The organism is Microbacterium allomyrinae (genome assembly GCF_020682705.1).
GTDB classification, from domain to species: domain Bacteria; phylum Actinomycetota; class Actinomycetes; order Actinomycetales; family Microbacteriaceae; genus Microbacterium; species Microbacterium allomyrinae.
Window position 1 is genome coordinate 57,397 of the sequence record NZ_JAGTTN010000004.1, and the last position, 14,922, is coordinate 72,318.

Annotated in this window: 15 protein-coding genes; 6 read left to right on the forward strand and 9 right to left on the reverse strand. The window is 71.9% G+C overall.

Annotation, left to right across the window (positions count from 1 at the left end):
* The first annotated feature begins 25 nt into the window (after positions 1-25).
* Together KEC57_RS12605 and KEC57_RS12610 are read left to right on the forward strand one after the other, a co-directional pair.
* Positions 26-880 (forward strand): hypothetical protein, encoded by an 855-nt coding sequence (locus KEC57_RS12605; protein ID WP_229384986.1) that lies wholly within the window; start codon positions 26-28, stop codon positions 878-880.
* Complete coding sequence (locus tag KEC57_RS12610; protein ID WP_229384987.1) at positions 877-1,980, forward strand: glycosyltransferase family 4 protein; 1,104 nt, start codon at positions 877-879, stop codon at positions 1,978-1,980. The genes KEC57_RS12605 and KEC57_RS12610 overlap by 4 nt, the downstream gene beginning before the upstream one ends.
* Positions 1,981-1,996: 16 nt before the next feature.
* Here KEC57_RS12610 and KEC57_RS19115 read toward each other — a convergent pair whose 3' ends face one another.
* Positions 1,997-3,055, reverse strand: a complete 1,059-nt coding sequence (locus KEC57_RS19115) for a glycosyltransferase family 4 protein (protein ID WP_229384988.1) — start codon at positions 3,053-3,055, stop codon at positions 1,997-1,999.
* Between the two features lie 59 nt (positions 3,056-3,114).
* Here KEC57_RS19115 and KEC57_RS12620 point away from each other — a divergent pair, with 59 nt between their 5' ends.
* The 3 genes from KEC57_RS12620 to KEC57_RS12630 are packed head-to-tail and all read left to right on the forward strand — an operon-like array spanning position 3,115 to position 6,245.
* Complete coding sequence (locus KEC57_RS12620; RefSeq protein WP_229384989.1) at positions 3,115-3,852, forward strand: hypothetical protein; 738 nt, start codon at positions 3,115-3,117, stop codon at positions 3,850-3,852.
* Positions 3,849-4,877 (forward strand): hypothetical protein, encoded by a 1,029-nt coding sequence (locus KEC57_RS12625; RefSeq protein ID WP_229384990.1) that lies wholly within the window; start codon positions 3,849-3,851, stop codon positions 4,875-4,877. The genes KEC57_RS12620 and KEC57_RS12625 overlap by 4 nt, the downstream gene beginning before the upstream one ends.
* Before the next feature lie 3 nt (positions 4,878-4,880).
* On the forward strand, positions 4,881-6,245 hold the full coding sequence (locus tag KEC57_RS12630) for an O-antigen ligase family protein (protein WP_229384991.1): 1,365 nt from the start codon (positions 4,881-4,883) through the stop codon (positions 6,243-6,245).
* 30 nt (positions 6,246-6,275) lie between these two features.
* On the opposite strand, the gene KEC57_RS12635 is transcribed toward KEC57_RS12630, so the two are convergent.
* From KEC57_RS12635 to KEC57_RS12660, 6 genes are read right to left on the reverse strand one after another with little or no spacing between them, the layout of a single operon-like run.
* Complete coding sequence (locus tag KEC57_RS12635) at positions 6,276-7,175, reverse strand: glycosyltransferase (RefSeq protein WP_229384992.1); 900 nt, start codon at positions 7,173-7,175, stop codon at positions 6,276-6,278.
* Positions 7,172-7,933, reverse strand: coding sequence for a PHP domain-containing protein (locus KEC57_RS12640; protein WP_229384993.1), 762 nt, complete (start codon positions 7,931-7,933; stop codon positions 7,172-7,174). The genes KEC57_RS12635 and KEC57_RS12640 overlap by 4 nt, the downstream gene beginning before the upstream one ends.
* Positions 7,930-9,123 carry an ATP-grasp domain-containing protein gene (locus KEC57_RS12645; RefSeq protein ID WP_229384994.1) on the reverse strand — a complete coding sequence of 398 codons (1,194 nt, stop codon included), beginning with the start codon at positions 9,121-9,123 and terminating at the stop codon, positions 7,930-7,932. Before KEC57_RS12645 ends, KEC57_RS12640 begins: the two co-directional genes overlap by 4 nt.
* Positions 9,114-9,803, reverse strand: a complete 690-nt coding sequence (locus KEC57_RS12650) for a polysaccharide deacetylase family protein (protein WP_229384995.1) — start codon at positions 9,801-9,803, stop codon at positions 9,114-9,116. Before KEC57_RS12650 ends, KEC57_RS12645 begins: the two co-directional genes overlap by 10 nt.
* The gene (locus KEC57_RS12655; protein ID WP_229384996.1) at positions 9,800-10,729 is read right to left on the reverse strand and encodes a glycosyltransferase family 2 protein; all 930 of its coding nucleotides are present in this window, start codon (positions 10,727-10,729) and stop codon (positions 9,800-9,802) included. Before KEC57_RS12655 ends, KEC57_RS12650 begins: the two co-directional genes overlap by 4 nt.
* Positions 10,710-11,573: a glycosyltransferase family 2 protein gene (locus KEC57_RS12660; protein ID WP_229384997.1), complete on the reverse strand. Its 864-nt coding sequence runs from the start codon at positions 11,571-11,573 to the stop codon at positions 10,710-10,712. Before KEC57_RS12660 ends, KEC57_RS12655 begins: the two co-directional genes overlap by 20 nt.
* Before the next feature lie 75 nt (positions 11,574-11,648).
* On the opposite strand from KEC57_RS12660, the gene KEC57_RS12665 reads away from it, so the two are divergent.
* On the forward strand, positions 11,649-12,083 hold the full coding sequence (locus tag KEC57_RS12665) for a VanZ family protein (RefSeq protein ID WP_229384998.1): 435 nt from the start codon (positions 11,649-11,651) through the stop codon (positions 12,081-12,083).
* A gap of 84 nt (positions 12,084-12,167) precedes the next feature.
* Here KEC57_RS12665 and KEC57_RS12670 read toward each other — a convergent pair whose 3' ends face one another.
* On the reverse strand, positions 12,168-13,088 hold the full coding sequence (locus tag KEC57_RS12670; protein ID WP_229384999.1) for a WecB/TagA/CpsF family glycosyltransferase: 921 nt from the start codon (positions 13,086-13,088) through the stop codon (positions 12,168-12,170).
* Between the two features lie 76 nt (positions 13,089-13,164).
* Positions 13,165-14,568 carry a sugar transferase gene (locus tag KEC57_RS12675; protein WP_229385000.1) on the reverse strand — a complete coding sequence of 468 codons (1,404 nt, stop codon included), beginning with the start codon at positions 14,566-14,568 and terminating at the stop codon, positions 13,165-13,167.
* Between the last annotated feature and the right edge of the window lie 354 nt (positions 14,569-14,922).

Below are 14,922 nucleotides of genomic sequence, written 5' to 3' on the forward strand. Positions count from 1 at the left end.
GTAGCGGCATTCGGGAGGCACGACGATGATCGATCCGCCGCTCTCCGCTCGTACCGCCGCCGCCGCCGCGACCGCCGCGACGGAGCTTCCTCCTGTCCAGATGCTGTGGTTCGGACGCCCCCTCGGCGACGTCGAGCGGCTCAGCATCATGTCGTTCCTCCGCCAGGGGCATCCCGTCCACCTGTTCGCATACGGCGACCCGGGCGATGTGCCCCGCGGCGCCGAGGTGCTCGACGGTGCCGCGGTGATCCCGCAGCGCGAGTTCGACGTGCTGCGCGCGCGCGGGGTGAAGCCCGGCGTCTTCTCGGACTACTTCCGGGCGATGCTCCTGCTCCAGCGCGGCGGCTGGTGGGTGGACTGCGACGTCGTGTGCCTGCGGCCCTTCGACTTCCGGTCGGAGCTCGTCTACGGCTGGCAGGATCCGCGCGTGATCAACGGGGCCGTGCTCCGGATCCCGGCGGGCCACCGGGCCGCAGCGCTGCTGGTCGAGCTCTGCCGGCATCCGAGTCGGTGGCAGCGGCACGACAGCGCGCGACGGCTGGCGAAGAAGACGCGGGATGCCGCGCTGGGCCGCCGCCGGATCGAGAACGTCGCGTGGGGGGCCACGGGTCCGGCATCGGTCACCGCCGTCGTCCGGGCGCTGCGGCTGCACCACCACGCGATGGCCACCGAGGTCTTCTACCCGGTGGCATGGGAGGACAGCGCCGTGCTCTGGCGCCCGGGCGGACTCGAACTCGCCTCGGCGACGTACGCCGTGCACCTGTGGAACGAGGTCCGCGGCGGCCGGCAGGCGCTGGCGGGGAGCCCGGTGGATGCCTGGATGCGGCAGTACGGGGTGGCCGCCCGCGAGGGCGCGGTCGTCGCGGGGGTGACGACGTGAGCGCCCTGCCGCTGCGACCTCGCGTGCTCTATGTGCGAACGGAGGGCCGCTCCACGGTGCCGCGCGAGGAGCGCCGCCGGCGGGAGCTCTCCGGTGCCACGCAGCGCCGCATCCTCATCGAGGAGTCGTTCGGGTTCGACCTGCTGGGGGCGTCCGACCTCGCCGCGCTTCCGGGGTGGCGCGGGCGGATCCTGCGTCGCCTGCCTGCCGCCGTCGCGCTGGCGTTCGAGGTCGCACGACGCCGCGGCGACTACGACGTCGTGGTGACGTGGGCGGAGAAGTACTCGGTCGCCGTCGCCGGGGTGCTGCTCTGGCATCGGCATCGCCCGCGCCATCTCGCGATCATGGACTGGATGTCCAAGCCCGTGGTGCGGATCCCGTTGCGGCTGGTGCGCGGCGGCGTCGACGAGATCCTCACCTGGAGCAGCACGCAGGCCCGCGTCGCGACCGAGCGGCTCGGGTTCCGCGCCGAGCAGATCGTGCGCATCCCGCATCCGGTCGACGACGTGTTCTTCGCCCCGGCGGACGGCGCCCGGCGCACCATCTTCTCGGCGGGGGAGACGCAGCGCGACTTCGCGACCCTCATGTATGCCGTCCACGGGCTCGAGGTGCCCACGGTGATCGCGGCGTCGCTGGTCGGCGTCTTCACCGGGTTCCGCACGCGGCTGGTGGATGCCTCGAGCATGGGGGAGCTGCCGGCGAACGTCGAGGTGCGTGCGATGGATGCGCAAGAGCTGCGCCGGGCGTACGCCGATGCCGCGATCGTCGTCGTCCCGCTCGTCGCCGCCGACAACAACGCCGGCATCAGCGTGCTCCTGGAGGCGATGTCGATGGGTCGGCCGGTGATCGTGACCAGGACGGCGGGTCAGCACGACGTGGTCGTGGACGGCGTGACCGGGCTCTACGTGCCACCGGGCGATCCCGCCGCTCTCCGCGATGCGATCCGCCGGCTCTTCGACGACCCCGCCGCGGCCGAGGCGATGGGCCGCCGCGCGAGGGCCGATGTCCTCGCGCACCATCGCGCCGACGATTTCGTCGCCCGCATCCGCGAGGTCGCGGGGATGCCGGCCGAGCGCGTGGAGGAGGTGCGCCGTGCCTAGGAGGTGGACGGCGGCGTCATCGCTCACGCCCGGGCGGGAGCACTTCTCGCAGCACGTCGGCCGCGGCATCCCACATGTGCTCGGAGGTGAACCGTTCGCGCACCGTCGCGTGTGCCCGTTCCCCGAGCCGCTCGCGTTTCGCCGGGTCGCCCAGCAGGGCGACCAGCTCATCGGCGAGCGCCCGGGGATCCCGCGGCCGCACGAGCACGCCGTCGACGTCGGGGGTGACGTACTCGCGCATCGCCGGCGAGTCGGTCGTGAGGGTCGCGCGGCCCATCGCCATGGCTTCGAGCACCACGGTCTGGCCGCTCGGATATGCGGGCGCGGACGTCGGAGTGACGACGACGTCGGCCTCGTGCAGGAGCCGGCGGTAATCGGCGCCGTAGGCCCGCACGATGCGGACGCCGGGCGGGCGGGTGAGGCCGGCGAGGTTGCGCGGTTCGCACGCGAGGGTCAGCGGAAGGCCCGTCAGTGCGGCGGCTTCGAAGAGCGTGGCGTAGTCACGGCGCGAATCGCTGCCCACCGAGACGATGCCGCCCCCTCCGGCCGGGGTGGGCAGCGGCGAGTACCAGCCGGCGTCCACACCGAAGGGGATGACGCGGATGCGATCGGCGGGCAGCCCGGTGGATGCCGTGAGCATCGGCACCTGGTTGGACGAGTAGACGCACAGCCGCTCGACGGTTCTCAGAGCGCGCGCCACGGAGGCGCGTTCACGGGTGGAGGCGGTCCGCAGGTCCTCGGCGAGCCAGCACACGACCAGCACGAGCGGGTAGGGGCGCCGATGGCGGGCCAGTCGCAGTCCGACGTCCTCGAAGACCGCGAGGGCGGCATCCGCCTCGTCGTGGCCGCGCGCGGCCCACAGCGCGCCCGTCCCCCGCAGGCCCGGCGCGTACCGGCGGGCGATCGCGTCCGCGACGCGCGCGCACAGCGACGCGATCCTGCCCCGAGGGGTCCCGCCCGACCATTCGAGCCGGAACGATTTCTCCAGAGCGCCCAGACCGTAGGGCAGTGGTCCGCCGGGCCCGGAGGGATCGGCGGGCCGGGTCGCCCCGCACACCACGAGCGCGGTCCTCACGAGCGTCAGCATACGACCGTGGCCGCATCGCGGCTGCGCCCGCGCCGAGGGGGTGCGTCGTGACCGTTCGCGATGTGCTCGAGGCGATGCTGCGGCGGTGGTACGTCGTGGTCGCGGTCGTCCTCGCCGTCGCCGCGCTCGGCCTCTTCTTCGCCCGAGATGACGGCCTGTACTTCACCCGCACCGTCGTCACCTTCTCGACGCCGGGTGAGGACTCGCCGTTCGAGGAGGGCGGATCGTCCGAGGCGGGCATCATCGCGTTCGCGGCGAGCATCGCGACCGAGCTGAACGATGGGGTCGAGCCGCTGCGCTACGCGTCGGCCGATGCTCCCTTCTATGGGGCCGGGATCCGCCAGGGCGTGATCGTGGGGATTCCCTCGACGGGCGGACAGTGGGCGGTGGACTACCGGCGCGCAGCGATCGAGCTGCAGATCGTCTCACCCGACCGCGAGTGGGTGGCCGAACGTCAGGCCGCGCTGCTGGCGCAGGTGCAGGCGATCACCGAGACTCAGCAGGACGCCGTCGGCACCGGCGACGGCTTCGTGACGACGGCGATCGACCCGCTGGCGCTGCGGATCGACCACATCACGCCGACCCGCACCACCCGCATGCTCGCGTGGGGCGCCCTCGCGGTCGTCGCGGTGCTGGTGTCGGGATGGGCGGCGCTGCGCGGGGATGCCGCGGCGGCGAAGCGGCGGCGCCATGCCGTGGCGCGGCGGCCGGATGCCGTCAGCCCGGGGCGGAATGTCGTCGTTCACGGGCCGGATGTCATCGTTCAAGGGAAGGGGCAGCGATGAACGTCATCGACACACTGAGAGGGTTCGTCCGCAGGTGGTACATCGTGATCCCGGTGCTGCTCGCCGCGGTCGCGGCGGGCTTCGCGGCGGCGGCGCTCGTGCCGCCCACCCACGCGCTGTCGGCCACGCAGGTGATGCTCCCGGCAGAGACCGACATTCCCGAGGACGCCAACCCGTTCCTGTACGTCGGGGGACTCGCGCCCGCGGCCGACGTCGTGATCCGGGCGGCGATGGCCGAGGATGTCGTGCGCCGTTTCACCGAGGGGCTGGACGGCGTCGAGGTCTCCATGGCGCGGGACTCGTCCACCGGCGCACCCGTCATCGTGACGACGGTCGCGGCGCGCAACGACGCGGACGCCGCGGCGGTGCTGGACGCCTACATCGACAACACCGCGCGGCTGCTGAACGACATCCAGGCCGACGCGGGCGTGGCGCCCGACGGCAGGATCACGATCCGCACCCTGACGGTCGACGACATGAGCCGCATCGAGGTGAAGGATCGGTTCACGGCGGTCGGGGTCGCGACGGCCGCAGTGCTCATCGCCGGACTGCTCGGAGCAGCCCTGACCGACGGCATCCTGATGTCGCGCTCTCGGCGACCCGGACGCACGGGCGCGAACGCCGACGCCGACGCCGACGCCGACGCAGATCCGGCTGACGCCGAGGACGGCGACGGCGAGGAGCGCCGCGACGACGATCTCCCGGCCGAGGATGGCCGCGACGATTCCTGGACCGGCGACCCCCTGGTCGATGAGCCTGCGGTCGCTGCGGCGGACGCGGATCCTCGTGACGCCGACGCTCCGGACGCCGACGCGCGGCACTCCGGTGCGCCCGCCGACGCCGGGTCGCCCACCGACGAGCATCCGCCCCCCGACATCCTCGACGACGAACCCGTGCCTGCCCGGGCGACGGCCACGTCGCTCCCGGATGCCGAGTCCCTCGTCGACGAGCCGGCTGCCGCCGCGCGGGGCCGCGCATCGCGCCCGCGCCGGCCGTCCCGGGCAGTGCCGAGCCGGCGGGGGTGAGAGATGACGCGGATCCGCACGCGGCCCGAGCCGATGCCCGCGGAGTCCCATCAGGGGCTGCGCGGGGTCGGCGCGATCGACGCCGTCTGGATGCTGACCGTGTACCTGATCCTGCTCATCGCCCTTCCGTCGAACCTCGCGATCACGGCCCTGGGCGCCTACGGCCGGCCGCAGTTCCTCTGGGGGCTGGTGCTGTTCGCGTGGTGGGTCGTCGTACGGCTGCAGACTCCGAGCGTCGCCGTGCGCCCGATCCGCCAGCCGCTGAAGGTCGCGCTCGGAATTCTGATCGTGGTCGCCCTGCTCGGCTTCGCGCAGGCGCTTCTGCGTGGGCAGCCGTTCGATCAGATCAGCCCGTCGATCTCGGCACTGCTGCGCCTGGCATCGTGGACGGGTGTCGCGCTGGTCGCGATGGACGGCATCCGCACCGTCAACGATCTGTCGAGGATGGCGCGGCGGATCGCGCTCGCCGCGGGCGCGCTCGCCGCTCTCGGCATCCTGCAGTTCCTCACCGGCACGACCATCGTGGACGCCTTCACCTCGCTCCCGGGATTCACCGGCGGGGTCGCCGGCATCGACGAGCGCGGCGGGTTCACCCGCGCGTCGGGTACGGCGACGCATCCGCTCGAGTACGCGACCGCACTCAGCATCGGCTTCCCGCTCGCGATCGCGACGGCGGTGAATGCGGCGACGCGGCCCGGGCGCAGCGCCCGCGACCGCGCCATGTGGCTCGTGGTCGCGCTCATCGCGGTGGCGTCGTTCATCGCGGTGTCGCGCTCGGCCGTCATCGGTTTCGTGGTCGCCGTCATCGCGACCATTCCGGCCGTCCCGCGTCGCTGGCGCCTGGCCGTCGTGCTGGCGGGCCTCGTGCTCGCGGCGGGCACGGCGCTCGCGGTGCCGGGGCTGTACGGCACGATCGTGGGGATGTTCCTGTGGTTCGGCACCGATCCCAGCTCCCAGTCGCGCATCGCCGGGCTCGAGTTCGCGACGAGGCTCGTGTCGGAGTCTCCGCTCTTCGGGTCGGGCATCGGCACGTTCCTGCCGCGGTACTACATCTTCGACAACCAGTGGGCGCAGCTCACGGTCGAGATGGGCATCGCCGGAGTGCTGGCGTTCGCGGTGCTCTTCGCGACGGCCGTCTGGAGTGCCGGCACCGCCGGCGCGCTCAGCCCGTTCGAAGACATCCGCGTGCTGGGTCGCGCGCTCGCCGCATCGATGGTCGTCGCCGCGGTGCTGTACGCGCTCTTCGACGGGCTGGCGTTCCCGATCTCATCGGGCCTCGCCTTCCTGATCCTGGGGCTGTGCGGGGCGGCGCGCCTCGTCGGGGTCACCGACCGAAGGCTCGACGACGCGCTTCGCCGCGTCGCGTGAGTGCCCCCTGCGGGAAGCGGATGCCGTCGCTCAATGAGCGCGGGGTCGCGAGCGGGAGCGAACGCGCTCGAGTCGCTCCTTGACCGCGTCCAGGCGCTCCTTGCCGAAGACGCGCAGGAACGCATCCTTCCCGGCCGACCGGGTGCCGTGCCAGGCGTCGCGCGCCGGCCGGTCGATCAGCGCGTCCCGCCACACCTGTGCCCCGGCCGGGCGCCTCACGCCGTCGAGCTGGCCGGGAAACAGGCGACGGTACGGCGCGGGGTCGACGAGCCTGCCCTGCACGCGATTGCTGACGTTGCGGCCGTGCACGATCTGCAGCCATCCCGGCGCTCCCGGCTCGGCGACGACCGGCGCATGCGTGCGAAGCAGCGTGTGCCAGTCGCGCCACGCGGTGATCGGGTCGTCCCAGGGCTCGCTCATGGAGCAGAACGCGTTCTCGGGGTCGGAGCGCAGGTAGAGCCTGTCGTCGCGCAGGATCAGCCCCGTGCGCAGGAACAGCGCCGCCCGTGGATGTCGACGCGCGGACGCCTGGAGCCGCTCGACGAAATCGACGGCGACCGCGTCGTCGTTGTCGAGGTTGGTCGTGAGCAGGATGCCGTGGCTCGCGCCCGTCACGCGCCGGGCATCCGCCGCCGCATCGTGCCAGTCGACGACGGTACGCCGCAGCGGCACGATCAGGCCCTCGTCGGCGAGCGGGGAGAGTCGCTCGATCAGCCAGGCCGGGCTTTCGGGATCCAGGTACACGATCCACCGGAATGCGGCCACCGTCTGTCCGCGCATGGCCGGGACCGTGTGTCGTTCGAACAGCGCCACACGGTCGCGCAGCCAGCCCTCGCGCGCGCGCACGATGCTCTCGGGTCCGCGTGAGGGAAGGTTGAACCGTGTGAGCACGACGTGGTCAACGCCGTCCTGCGGACCGAGCCCGGTCATGGCAGCCTCCGGAGGGCATCCTCGAGCTGCCGGAGCCGCGGCGCACCCCACCGGCGGATTCGCTCCAGGCGCTGCGAGATCGTCGCGAGCGCCCCGGTCTCGTACGATTCGATCCGCCCGCCGAACGCGGTCGCCCTGACTTCGCGCGCCCGCAGCGCCGCCACCACGGCACCGGCCCGCGCGCGGTTCCGACCCGGTCCGGGGTCTGCGACCCGCAGTGCGAGAGGGAACAGCTGACGCGGGCCGTGCCAGTCGAGCGCCGCGAGCGGCGGGATCTCGTGCTCGCGGGTCGCACCCAGTGCCCAGCTGTTCGGTGAGACGCCGTCGTACTTGCGGTTCCACACCTCGATGCCCACGAGCTGCGGTGCCCACGCCGGATTGAACTGCCGCCACGCGTCTCTTCGCGCGGGGTGCGCGAACACCGCGGCTCCCGTGCCGGCCGCGGCGAGCAGCAGCTCGTCGATGTCGGGCGAGCGGCCGTGGAAGCGGCCGTAGCCGTACACCGGGATGTGGACGACGTGATCCGGAGCCTGGTATTCGACCCCCGGGACGACGAGGAACGAGCGCCGGTCGCCGACGGCATCGCACAGCGCCTGCAGCGCCTGCCAGCGGGCCGGGTTCATCGTGCGATCGTGGTCGCAGACCAGCGCACCGTCGAAGCCCGACCGGCCAAGCCACCGGCAGAGCCGTTCCAGGTCCCAGTCGGAGTCATCCGACGCCGACGTGTGGATGTGCGGCGCCAGTACCAGCTCTCTCATCGTCCGCGGCTTCGACCGGCGATGAGCTCCCGGAGCGTGCCGACGGTGTCGGTGGCGAGCACGAGAGGCTCGTGAGAGTTCCAGTTGTAGAGGCGATCGTCGCGTCCGACGCGCAGGAGCGCGGCGATCGTCCGACGCCGGGACGGCCACCACGCGACGGCGCGGCTGCGCGGCCCGCGCAACACGAAGAGCAGGTGTGCGATCTCGCGGCCGAGGTGGCGCGCGACGACGTGCGGCGGCTGCGCGGGCGGGTCGGGGAACTGCGGGAGGCCGAGAGCGTGTTGCACGGCCCACGCCGGGTACTCGAATCCCCGCCGCCTGGCGAGGGCGAGGCTTCCCCACGCGCGGCCGTTGAGCTCCATGAACCAGGGCACGCCGTCGCCGTCGCGCAGGAACTCGACCATGAACAGGCCGCGCCAGTGCACCGCGGCGAGCATCCGGGTGACGGGTGCGGCGAGGGCCGGATCGACCTCGATCGACTCGCACGCCGAAGATGCCGAGCCCTGCGGGTTGACCATCCGCACCCGCCGGTGCGCGGTGAGAAGGACCGGCCCGCTCGCGTCGACGTAGCCGAAGACGCCTTCTCCGATGCCGCCGATGAGCGGCTGGCACAGCACCGGGCCGTTTCCCAGTCCGGGCAGCGCGTCGACGAGGTCGGCATGGTCGGCGCAGTTCACGTTCCGAGGTCTGATCAAGCGGTCGTCGACGACTCGGACGGGATGGGCCGGCTTGATCACGACCGGCCACGAGAGGCCGTGCAATGAGGCGGCGGTTCCCTCCTGCGTCGGCGGGATGCTCAGCCCCGCCGCCCGCGCCGCCTCGAGCTGCTCGCGCTTGTCGAGCGCGAGAGCGGCCCCCGCCCGGTCGGGGCCGGCAGAGGGGACGGCGCCGACGCGCGCGCGATCCAGCAGCCAGAGAGAGGCGTCGTCGAGAGGAAGCAGCACGTCCGCGCCCGCCCGTCGCACCAGCGCCTCGATATCGGCGATCGCCTGGGCGGCGCTCGTCTCGGGGGCGGTGATCTCGTGCACCTCGACGCCGTGCATGCGACTCAGCGGCGTGCCCGCACCTCGCCGGCCGAAGGCGACCACGTGCATCCCGGCGCGCACGAGCGACCACGTCGCCTCCACGGCGGCGAACGCCTGCGCGAAGCCCATGAGCACCACCGGCTCACCGCGATCGGTCACCGCCATCGCTTGGCCGCCTGCTTCATCGGACGGATCGGCCACGGGTCCGTCGTCGCGTGGGGATTCTCCAGGAGTGCGACGACGGACTCGGGGGTATCGCTGCGGATCACCGAGTATCGGGTGCGAAGCCAGGCGCGGCGCGACGACCATCCCTCGTCGACCGAGTACGCGCGGACGAACCGCCGATCCTTGAGCGTTCGGATCACCGCACGGTCGTACTGTCCCTGCGGGAACGCCGCATGATCGACGGCGTCCCCGACGAGGGGCTCCAGCCGGCCGGCCGCAGCATCCAGCTCGGCGTCCAGCTGCCCGCGCGCGGCGAGCATCGGCCAGGGGAGATGAGTGGCGCCATGGATGCCGAAGGTCATTCCCGCCGTGCGCATGCGGGCGATCTGCTCGCCCGACAGCGAACCGGGCCGGTCGATGCGATCGGTGATGATGAAGAACCGGGCGCGCAATCCATGACGCACGAGTGCGGGCAGCCCCTCGTCGTAGTCCGAGACGTTCGCGTCGTCGAAGGTCAGTTCCACCTCGCGCTCGTGCTCGTTCACCGCGGCGAGGATCTGGGCGAAACGGTGCCGCTCGATCCAGAAGCGCTCCTCGCCGGCCTCGAGCTCGCGCTGCGGCCGGCCGATGCCGTGGAAGCACAGCGTCATGATGCGGCCCCGGCCGGAGACGGCGTTCATGGTCGGCCCTCTCCCGCGGGCAGCGCCGTCCACCGCGACCGGCGCGGCACCACGCCGAGGGCGAAGCGGTGTCGGGCATCGAACGGGCGCAGCGCGTGCTGCACCACCACCGCGCCGTGGAACAGCGCCGTCGCTGCCGGCCCGTGGACGCGCTCGTAGTACCGGATGCGGTTGACCGACACGAGCGCGACGAGTGCGGCCGGCTGCCCGGAACCCGAGCCGAGGTGCCATGCGATCGCGGAGGGCTCGTACCTCACGCGGTATCCGAGTTCCCGCGCGCGGCGCGCGTAGTCGGTCTCCTCCGAATAGAGGAAGTACGTCGCGGCATCCCATTCGCCGACCGCGAGGTCGCACTCCGCCGAGATGAGCAGGGCAGCTCCCCCTGCCCAGGCCACATCGCGGGCGGCCGCATAGTCGGGCTCGCGCCGCAGCGTCTCGGCCAGAACGGCGGGCCGCGTGCGCCAGCGGCTGCCGAACACCGAGTCGCCGAGCGCCCCCAGCACGCTGGGCTCGCGGCGCAGACTGTCGAATCTCGTCCGGCCGTCGAGCGTGCGAAGCTGCGGTGCGACGATCCCCACCGACGGATCGTCGAGGACGACCAGCAGGCGCTCGAGCGCGTCTGGGGCCAGTTCCACATCGGGGTTGAGGATCGCCACCGCTTCGCCCGGGCGGACCGCCACGCGCCCGACGTTGATCCCCGCGGAGTACCCGGCATTGCGCCCGGTGGCGATCACGGTCGCCTCGCGGTATCCGCGCGCCACCGCCACGCTCGCGTCGGTCGAGCCGTTGTCGACGACGATCGCGCGGACGCCGGCCGTGGACCGTCGAAGGGACTCCAGAAGCCGCGGCAGGGTGCGCGCACTGTTGTAGGTGACGATGATCGCCGCGATCCTCGCGCCGGTCGCGTCAGCGCCGAGAAGTGTCATCCCGCTCCCACCTGCGACCACTGCGGGCGCCGAGGCGTGCAGCCGTCGCGACCGCCGCGAAGACCAGGAAGTCGGTGACGTCGAGCGGCGCCCGGACGCTCGCGAAGAGCTCGTGCACCGTGCGCTCGGTGGTGCTGTCACGCCCTCCTCCGGGTGACTGCTCACGGGCGCCCGAGGTGTTGCGCCGGGTGATCGCGAGCAGTGCCGGCAGCGTGAGCGGCACGCGTACGACGACCGGGTCGATGTCGACGACCGCCTTCTCGTCGGCTGCGAACAGCCGGTCCACCCAGAGATCGTCGCCGGTGAGCTCGGGGAATCGTCCGAGACGCTGGTGGCCGTACTCCGAGAGTCCGTAGACGCCCGCGCCCCACAGTGCCCGCCGGAACGACGGCAGCCGTGACCGCGCCCGGTAGTAGGAGCGCACCGCGCCGGTCGCCCCCGAGACGTCGTAACGGGCGGCGGGCCTGGCGGCGAGGACTCCGGGCTGGCGGAGCGCACTCACCGTGGCGAGCAACGTCCGTTCGCAGACCTCGATGTCGGCATCCAGATAGATCCGCGGCCAATGGTGGGCCTGTGCGTCGCCGAGGTTCAGCGCATGCGGCTTGGACGCCGTGTCGGTCTGCACCAGGGTCACCGGGGCCGCGTGCTCGGCCACGGCGGCGGTGTCGTCCTCGCACGCGTTGCAGACGACCACGATCTCGACGTCGCCGCGCTCCGCCGCGGCCGCCAGCGGCTGGAGCGTGCGGGCGATGACCGCGGCCTCGTTGTGGGCCGGCACGATCACGCTGAACGAACCGCTCTCCCATCGGGCTCCGGGAAGGATGTGCGCACCATCGCCCGTCATCGGGTCACCCCCGTGCCCGGGGTGAGAAACGTCCCCGGCCGTGCATCGAAGGCCGGGGTGTGCCACGGTTGCCCTATGCCGAGGCCCCGACGTCGCAGGTGGGTTCCCTGGGCGCTGGGGGCGTACGGCGTCGCGGCTCTCGTCGTGCTCGTGTCGCCGCTGTCGCCCGATGCCATCGTGAATGCGGTGCACGGGGTGGTGCACGACGGGCTCGGACTCGACTTCGTGCGCCCGGGGTGGATCGAGCTCGGACTCAACATCGTGCTCTTCGCCCCCGTCGGCCTCTTCGGGGCGCTCCTGTTCGGTCCGTGGTGGGGGATCGCGATGGGTGTCGCGCTCTCGGGCGCCGCCGAGCTGGTCCAACTGGTGCTCCCGGCGCGGGAGCCGAGCCTGCGCGATCTGCTCGCCAACATCATCGGCACGGCCGTGGGCGTGGGCGTGGCGTGGCTGTTCCTCCGGCGCGACGCCAGGTCGTCGACGAATCGACGGCCGGCGGACGTGGACGCGTAGACCCGGCGTGCACCGGCCTCGTCTGCGGGCGCGGGCGACGGCATCCTGCTCCCTGTGCTCAGCATTCGCGCCACCCGGATCACCTCACACGTGCGTCCGGCGCCGCACGGCGAGGTACGCCGGCGGCCCCTCGATCAGGTAGCGCCGCGAGAGCCGGCGCGGTTCGCGCAGCAGGCGCCACGCCCACTCGAATCCGGCGTGCGAGACCCACGCCGGTGCGCGTGAGACGCGCCCGGCGAGGAAGTCGACCACGGCTCCGAACGCCAGGAGCGCGCCGGCACCGGTCTGATCGCCGTAGAGATCGATCCATTCCTCCTGACGGGGCTTGCCCAGGCACACGAGCAGGATGTCGGGGCGCGCCCGGCGGATGCGCTCGGCGAGTCCCCGCGAACGGTCGGGTGAGAGAAGAGTCTCGCGCGGCGGCGTCCAATGCCCCGCGAACCGCAGCCCCGGCCAGTCGGAGGCGATCCGTGTGCGCACGAGATCGCTGACGTCCGCCGATCCGCCGAGCACGCCGATGCGCTGGTGCAGGATCGCGGTGTGATCGAGGATCGGGCCGATGAGGTCGCTGCCCGACAGCTTCGGGTAGGCGATCCCCGTCGCGCGCAGTGCCTGGTGCGCGATGGGTGAGCCGTCGATCAGATTCAGCCACTCGACGCCCTCCCCGGCCGGACGCGCGCCCATCGCAGGCGCGACAGCTGCTCCCTGAGACGTTCCGAAATGATGGATGTGGTCGAGATTGATGGATGCGACGGCGAGAGGACGCGCGCCGTGACGGGCGGCGGCCTCGGCGATGGTGGCGACCGCCGGCCCCGCCTCGATCAGATGCACCGTGACGCCGTCGATCTCGAGGGTGGGCATCTCGGCGGTCAGGTCGCGCGCCGTGCGCGCCGGCGCCGGGAACGGCGGTTTCGTGAGGGGGATGGCCCCCCGCGTGACCGTGGCCGGTGTCGTGCCGTCGACCTTGCCGTCCTCGATGTGGACGACGATCGCTTCCTTGCTCATCGGTGGTCCTCCTCCTGTGTGTCAGCGCCCCTCTGCGGCGATGCAGGGGGCGGTCCGGGTCCGTGCGCGCGAAGGCTCAGTAGGCCCCCTTCGCTGCGAACATGACCTTCGCGGTGCGCCACATGATCATGAGATCGGTCGTCAGCGACCAGTTCTCGACGTAGCGCAGATCCAGGCGCACGCTCTCGTCCCACGACAGATCGCTGCGCCCGCTGACCTGCCACAGCCCCGTGATCCCCGGCTTGATGTAGAGGCGCCGGAAGACCGTTCCGTCGTAGCCGATCACCTCGCCCGGCAGCGGCGGACGAGGCCCGACGATGCTCATCTCGCCCCGGATCACGTTCAGGAACTGAGGGAGCTCGTCGAGCGAGTACTTGCGCAGGATGCCGCCGACACGGGTCACCCGAGGGTCGCGCTTGAGTTTGAAGAGCGGGCCGGCGCCCTCGTTGAGCGACTGCAGCGACGCGAGCCGCGCCTCGGCGTCGACCGTCATGGTGCGGAACTTGAGCATCGCGAACGGACGGCCGTCGCGTCCGATGCGGGTCTGGCGGAAGAACACCGGTCCGTGCGAGTCGAGCTTCATGGCCAGCGCGATGATCGGCGTGATCAGCAGGATCGGCAAGAGCGCCAGCGCCGAGATCACGACGTCGAACGCACGCTTGAAGGCGTGGACACCGCCTTCGAACTCGGGGATCTTCACCCGGATGAGCGGGAGGCCGTCGAGCGGCTGGAACGAGATGCGAGGGCCGGCCACGTCCGTGAGCCGGTTGCAGAGCACGAGCTCGGCGGCTGTGCCCTCGAGTTCCCACGCGAGCCGGCGTACGAAATCGCGGTCGTTGTCGGGAACGCTCGCCACGATGATCGTGTCCGCGCCGGATCGGCGGGCGAGGGCGGCGGTCGACCGGATCGGGCCCATGATCGGATAGGAGTGACCGTCGATCTGGATCGGCTCCTCGCCGTCGTTCACGGTGGTGGCGCCGATGACGCGATAGCTGTGGTGCGGGTCGTGGACGAGGTTGGCGATGACGTAGTCGATGTCTTCACGAGTACCCGCGACGATCGCCCGCGACAGGCAGAAGCCGAGGTCGCGTTCGTGGGTCAGCCACTTGCGCCACAGCCAGCGGCTGCCGATCAGCACGACCAGCCCGGCCGGCAGGGCGATGATCAGCTGCAGCCGGAGTCCGCGCAGCTGGAAGACGAGGACGACGATGGCGATGAGGCCGAAGGCCAGTCCCGTCGCGTGCGCGACCCGCGAGTACTCCGCCGCACCCGAGCCGAGCACGCTCGGTTCCCGCGAGCGGATGAGCCAGAGGAGGATCAGCCAGGAGCCGACGACGAGCAGCGCGATTCGGGCGCTCTCTCCGGCGGTCGCCGTGAGGATCGAACCGCGCAGCTCGATGAGCGCGGTGATGGTGGCAGCCCCCGCCACGATGACGGCATCGGTGAGAGCGAGTCGCCGCCGATAGCGGCGCTCCCACATATGCCTTCGCTCGAGCGAAGGCTGCACGCGCGGCGCGACAGCCGCGGGCAGAACTTCCGGCCGTGGACGCGGCACCGCTGCGGGGCGACGAAGGAGATTTCGGGTCTCTCCTTCGACGCCCACAGACGGCGCCGCGCCGGTCACGGTCGGGTTCAGGCCGCGTACCACCGCGCGCACGACAGTGCGTCCTCAGTAGCCATATTGTCCCCAATAGGCACGGTCGAACGACGACATCGTCGTTGAGATCGTCCCCAGTGCGCCGGCTCGATCAGTTTCGGGTTGGTCGAGTCATGGGCCCCAAGCCCCTGTGCGCGAGGCCACTGTACTCCCGGGTGGACGCGAATGGAAGACGGG

Excerpts from the sequence above, each read along its gene's own strand:
- KEC57_RS12630 (WP_229384991.1), top strand. The coding sequence starts at position 4,881 with ATGACGCGGATCCGCACGCGGCCCGAGCCGATGCCCGCGGAGTCCCAT.
- KEC57_RS12650 (WP_229384995.1), bottom strand. The coding sequence starts at position 9,803 with ATGAACGCCGTCTCCGGCCGGGGCCGCATCATGACGCTGTGCTTCCAC.
- KEC57_RS12635 (WP_229384992.1), bottom strand. The coding sequence starts at position 7,175 with ATGACCGGGCTCGGTCCGCAGGACGGCGTTGACCACGTCGTGCTCACA.
- KEC57_RS12660 (WP_229384997.1), bottom strand. The coding sequence starts at position 11,573 with ATGACGGGCGATGGTGCGCACATCCTTCCCGGAGCCCGATGGGAGAGC.
- KEC57_RS12625 (WP_229384990.1), top strand. The coding sequence starts at position 3,849 with ATGAACGTCATCGACACACTGAGAGGGTTCGTCCGCAGGTGGTACATC.
- KEC57_RS12645 (WP_229384994.1), bottom strand. The coding sequence starts at position 9,123 with ATGGCGGTGACCGATCGCGGTGAGCCGGTGGTGCTCATGGGCTTCGCG.
- KEC57_RS12675 (WP_229385000.1), bottom strand. The coding sequence starts at position 14,568 with ATGTGGGAGCGCCGCTATCGGCGGCGACTCGCTCTCACCGATGCCGTC.
- KEC57_RS12605 (WP_229384986.1), top strand. The coding sequence starts at position 26 with ATGATCGATCCGCCGCTCTCCGCTCGTACCGCCGCCGCCGCCGCGACC.
- KEC57_RS12665 (WP_229384998.1), top strand. The coding sequence starts at position 11,649 with ATGCCGAGGCCCCGACGTCGCAGGTGGGTTCCCTGGGCGCTGGGGGCG.
- KEC57_RS12670 (WP_229384999.1), bottom strand. The coding sequence starts at position 13,088 with ATGAGCAAGGAAGCGATCGTCGTCCACATCGAGGACGGCAAGGTCGAC.
- KEC57_RS12655 (WP_229384996.1), bottom strand. The coding sequence starts at position 10,729 with ATGACACTTCTCGGCGCTGACGCGACCGGCGCGAGGATCGCGGCGATC.
- KEC57_RS12640 (WP_229384993.1), bottom strand. The coding sequence starts at position 7,933 with ATGAGAGAGCTGGTACTGGCGCCGCACATCCACACGTCGGCGTCGGAT.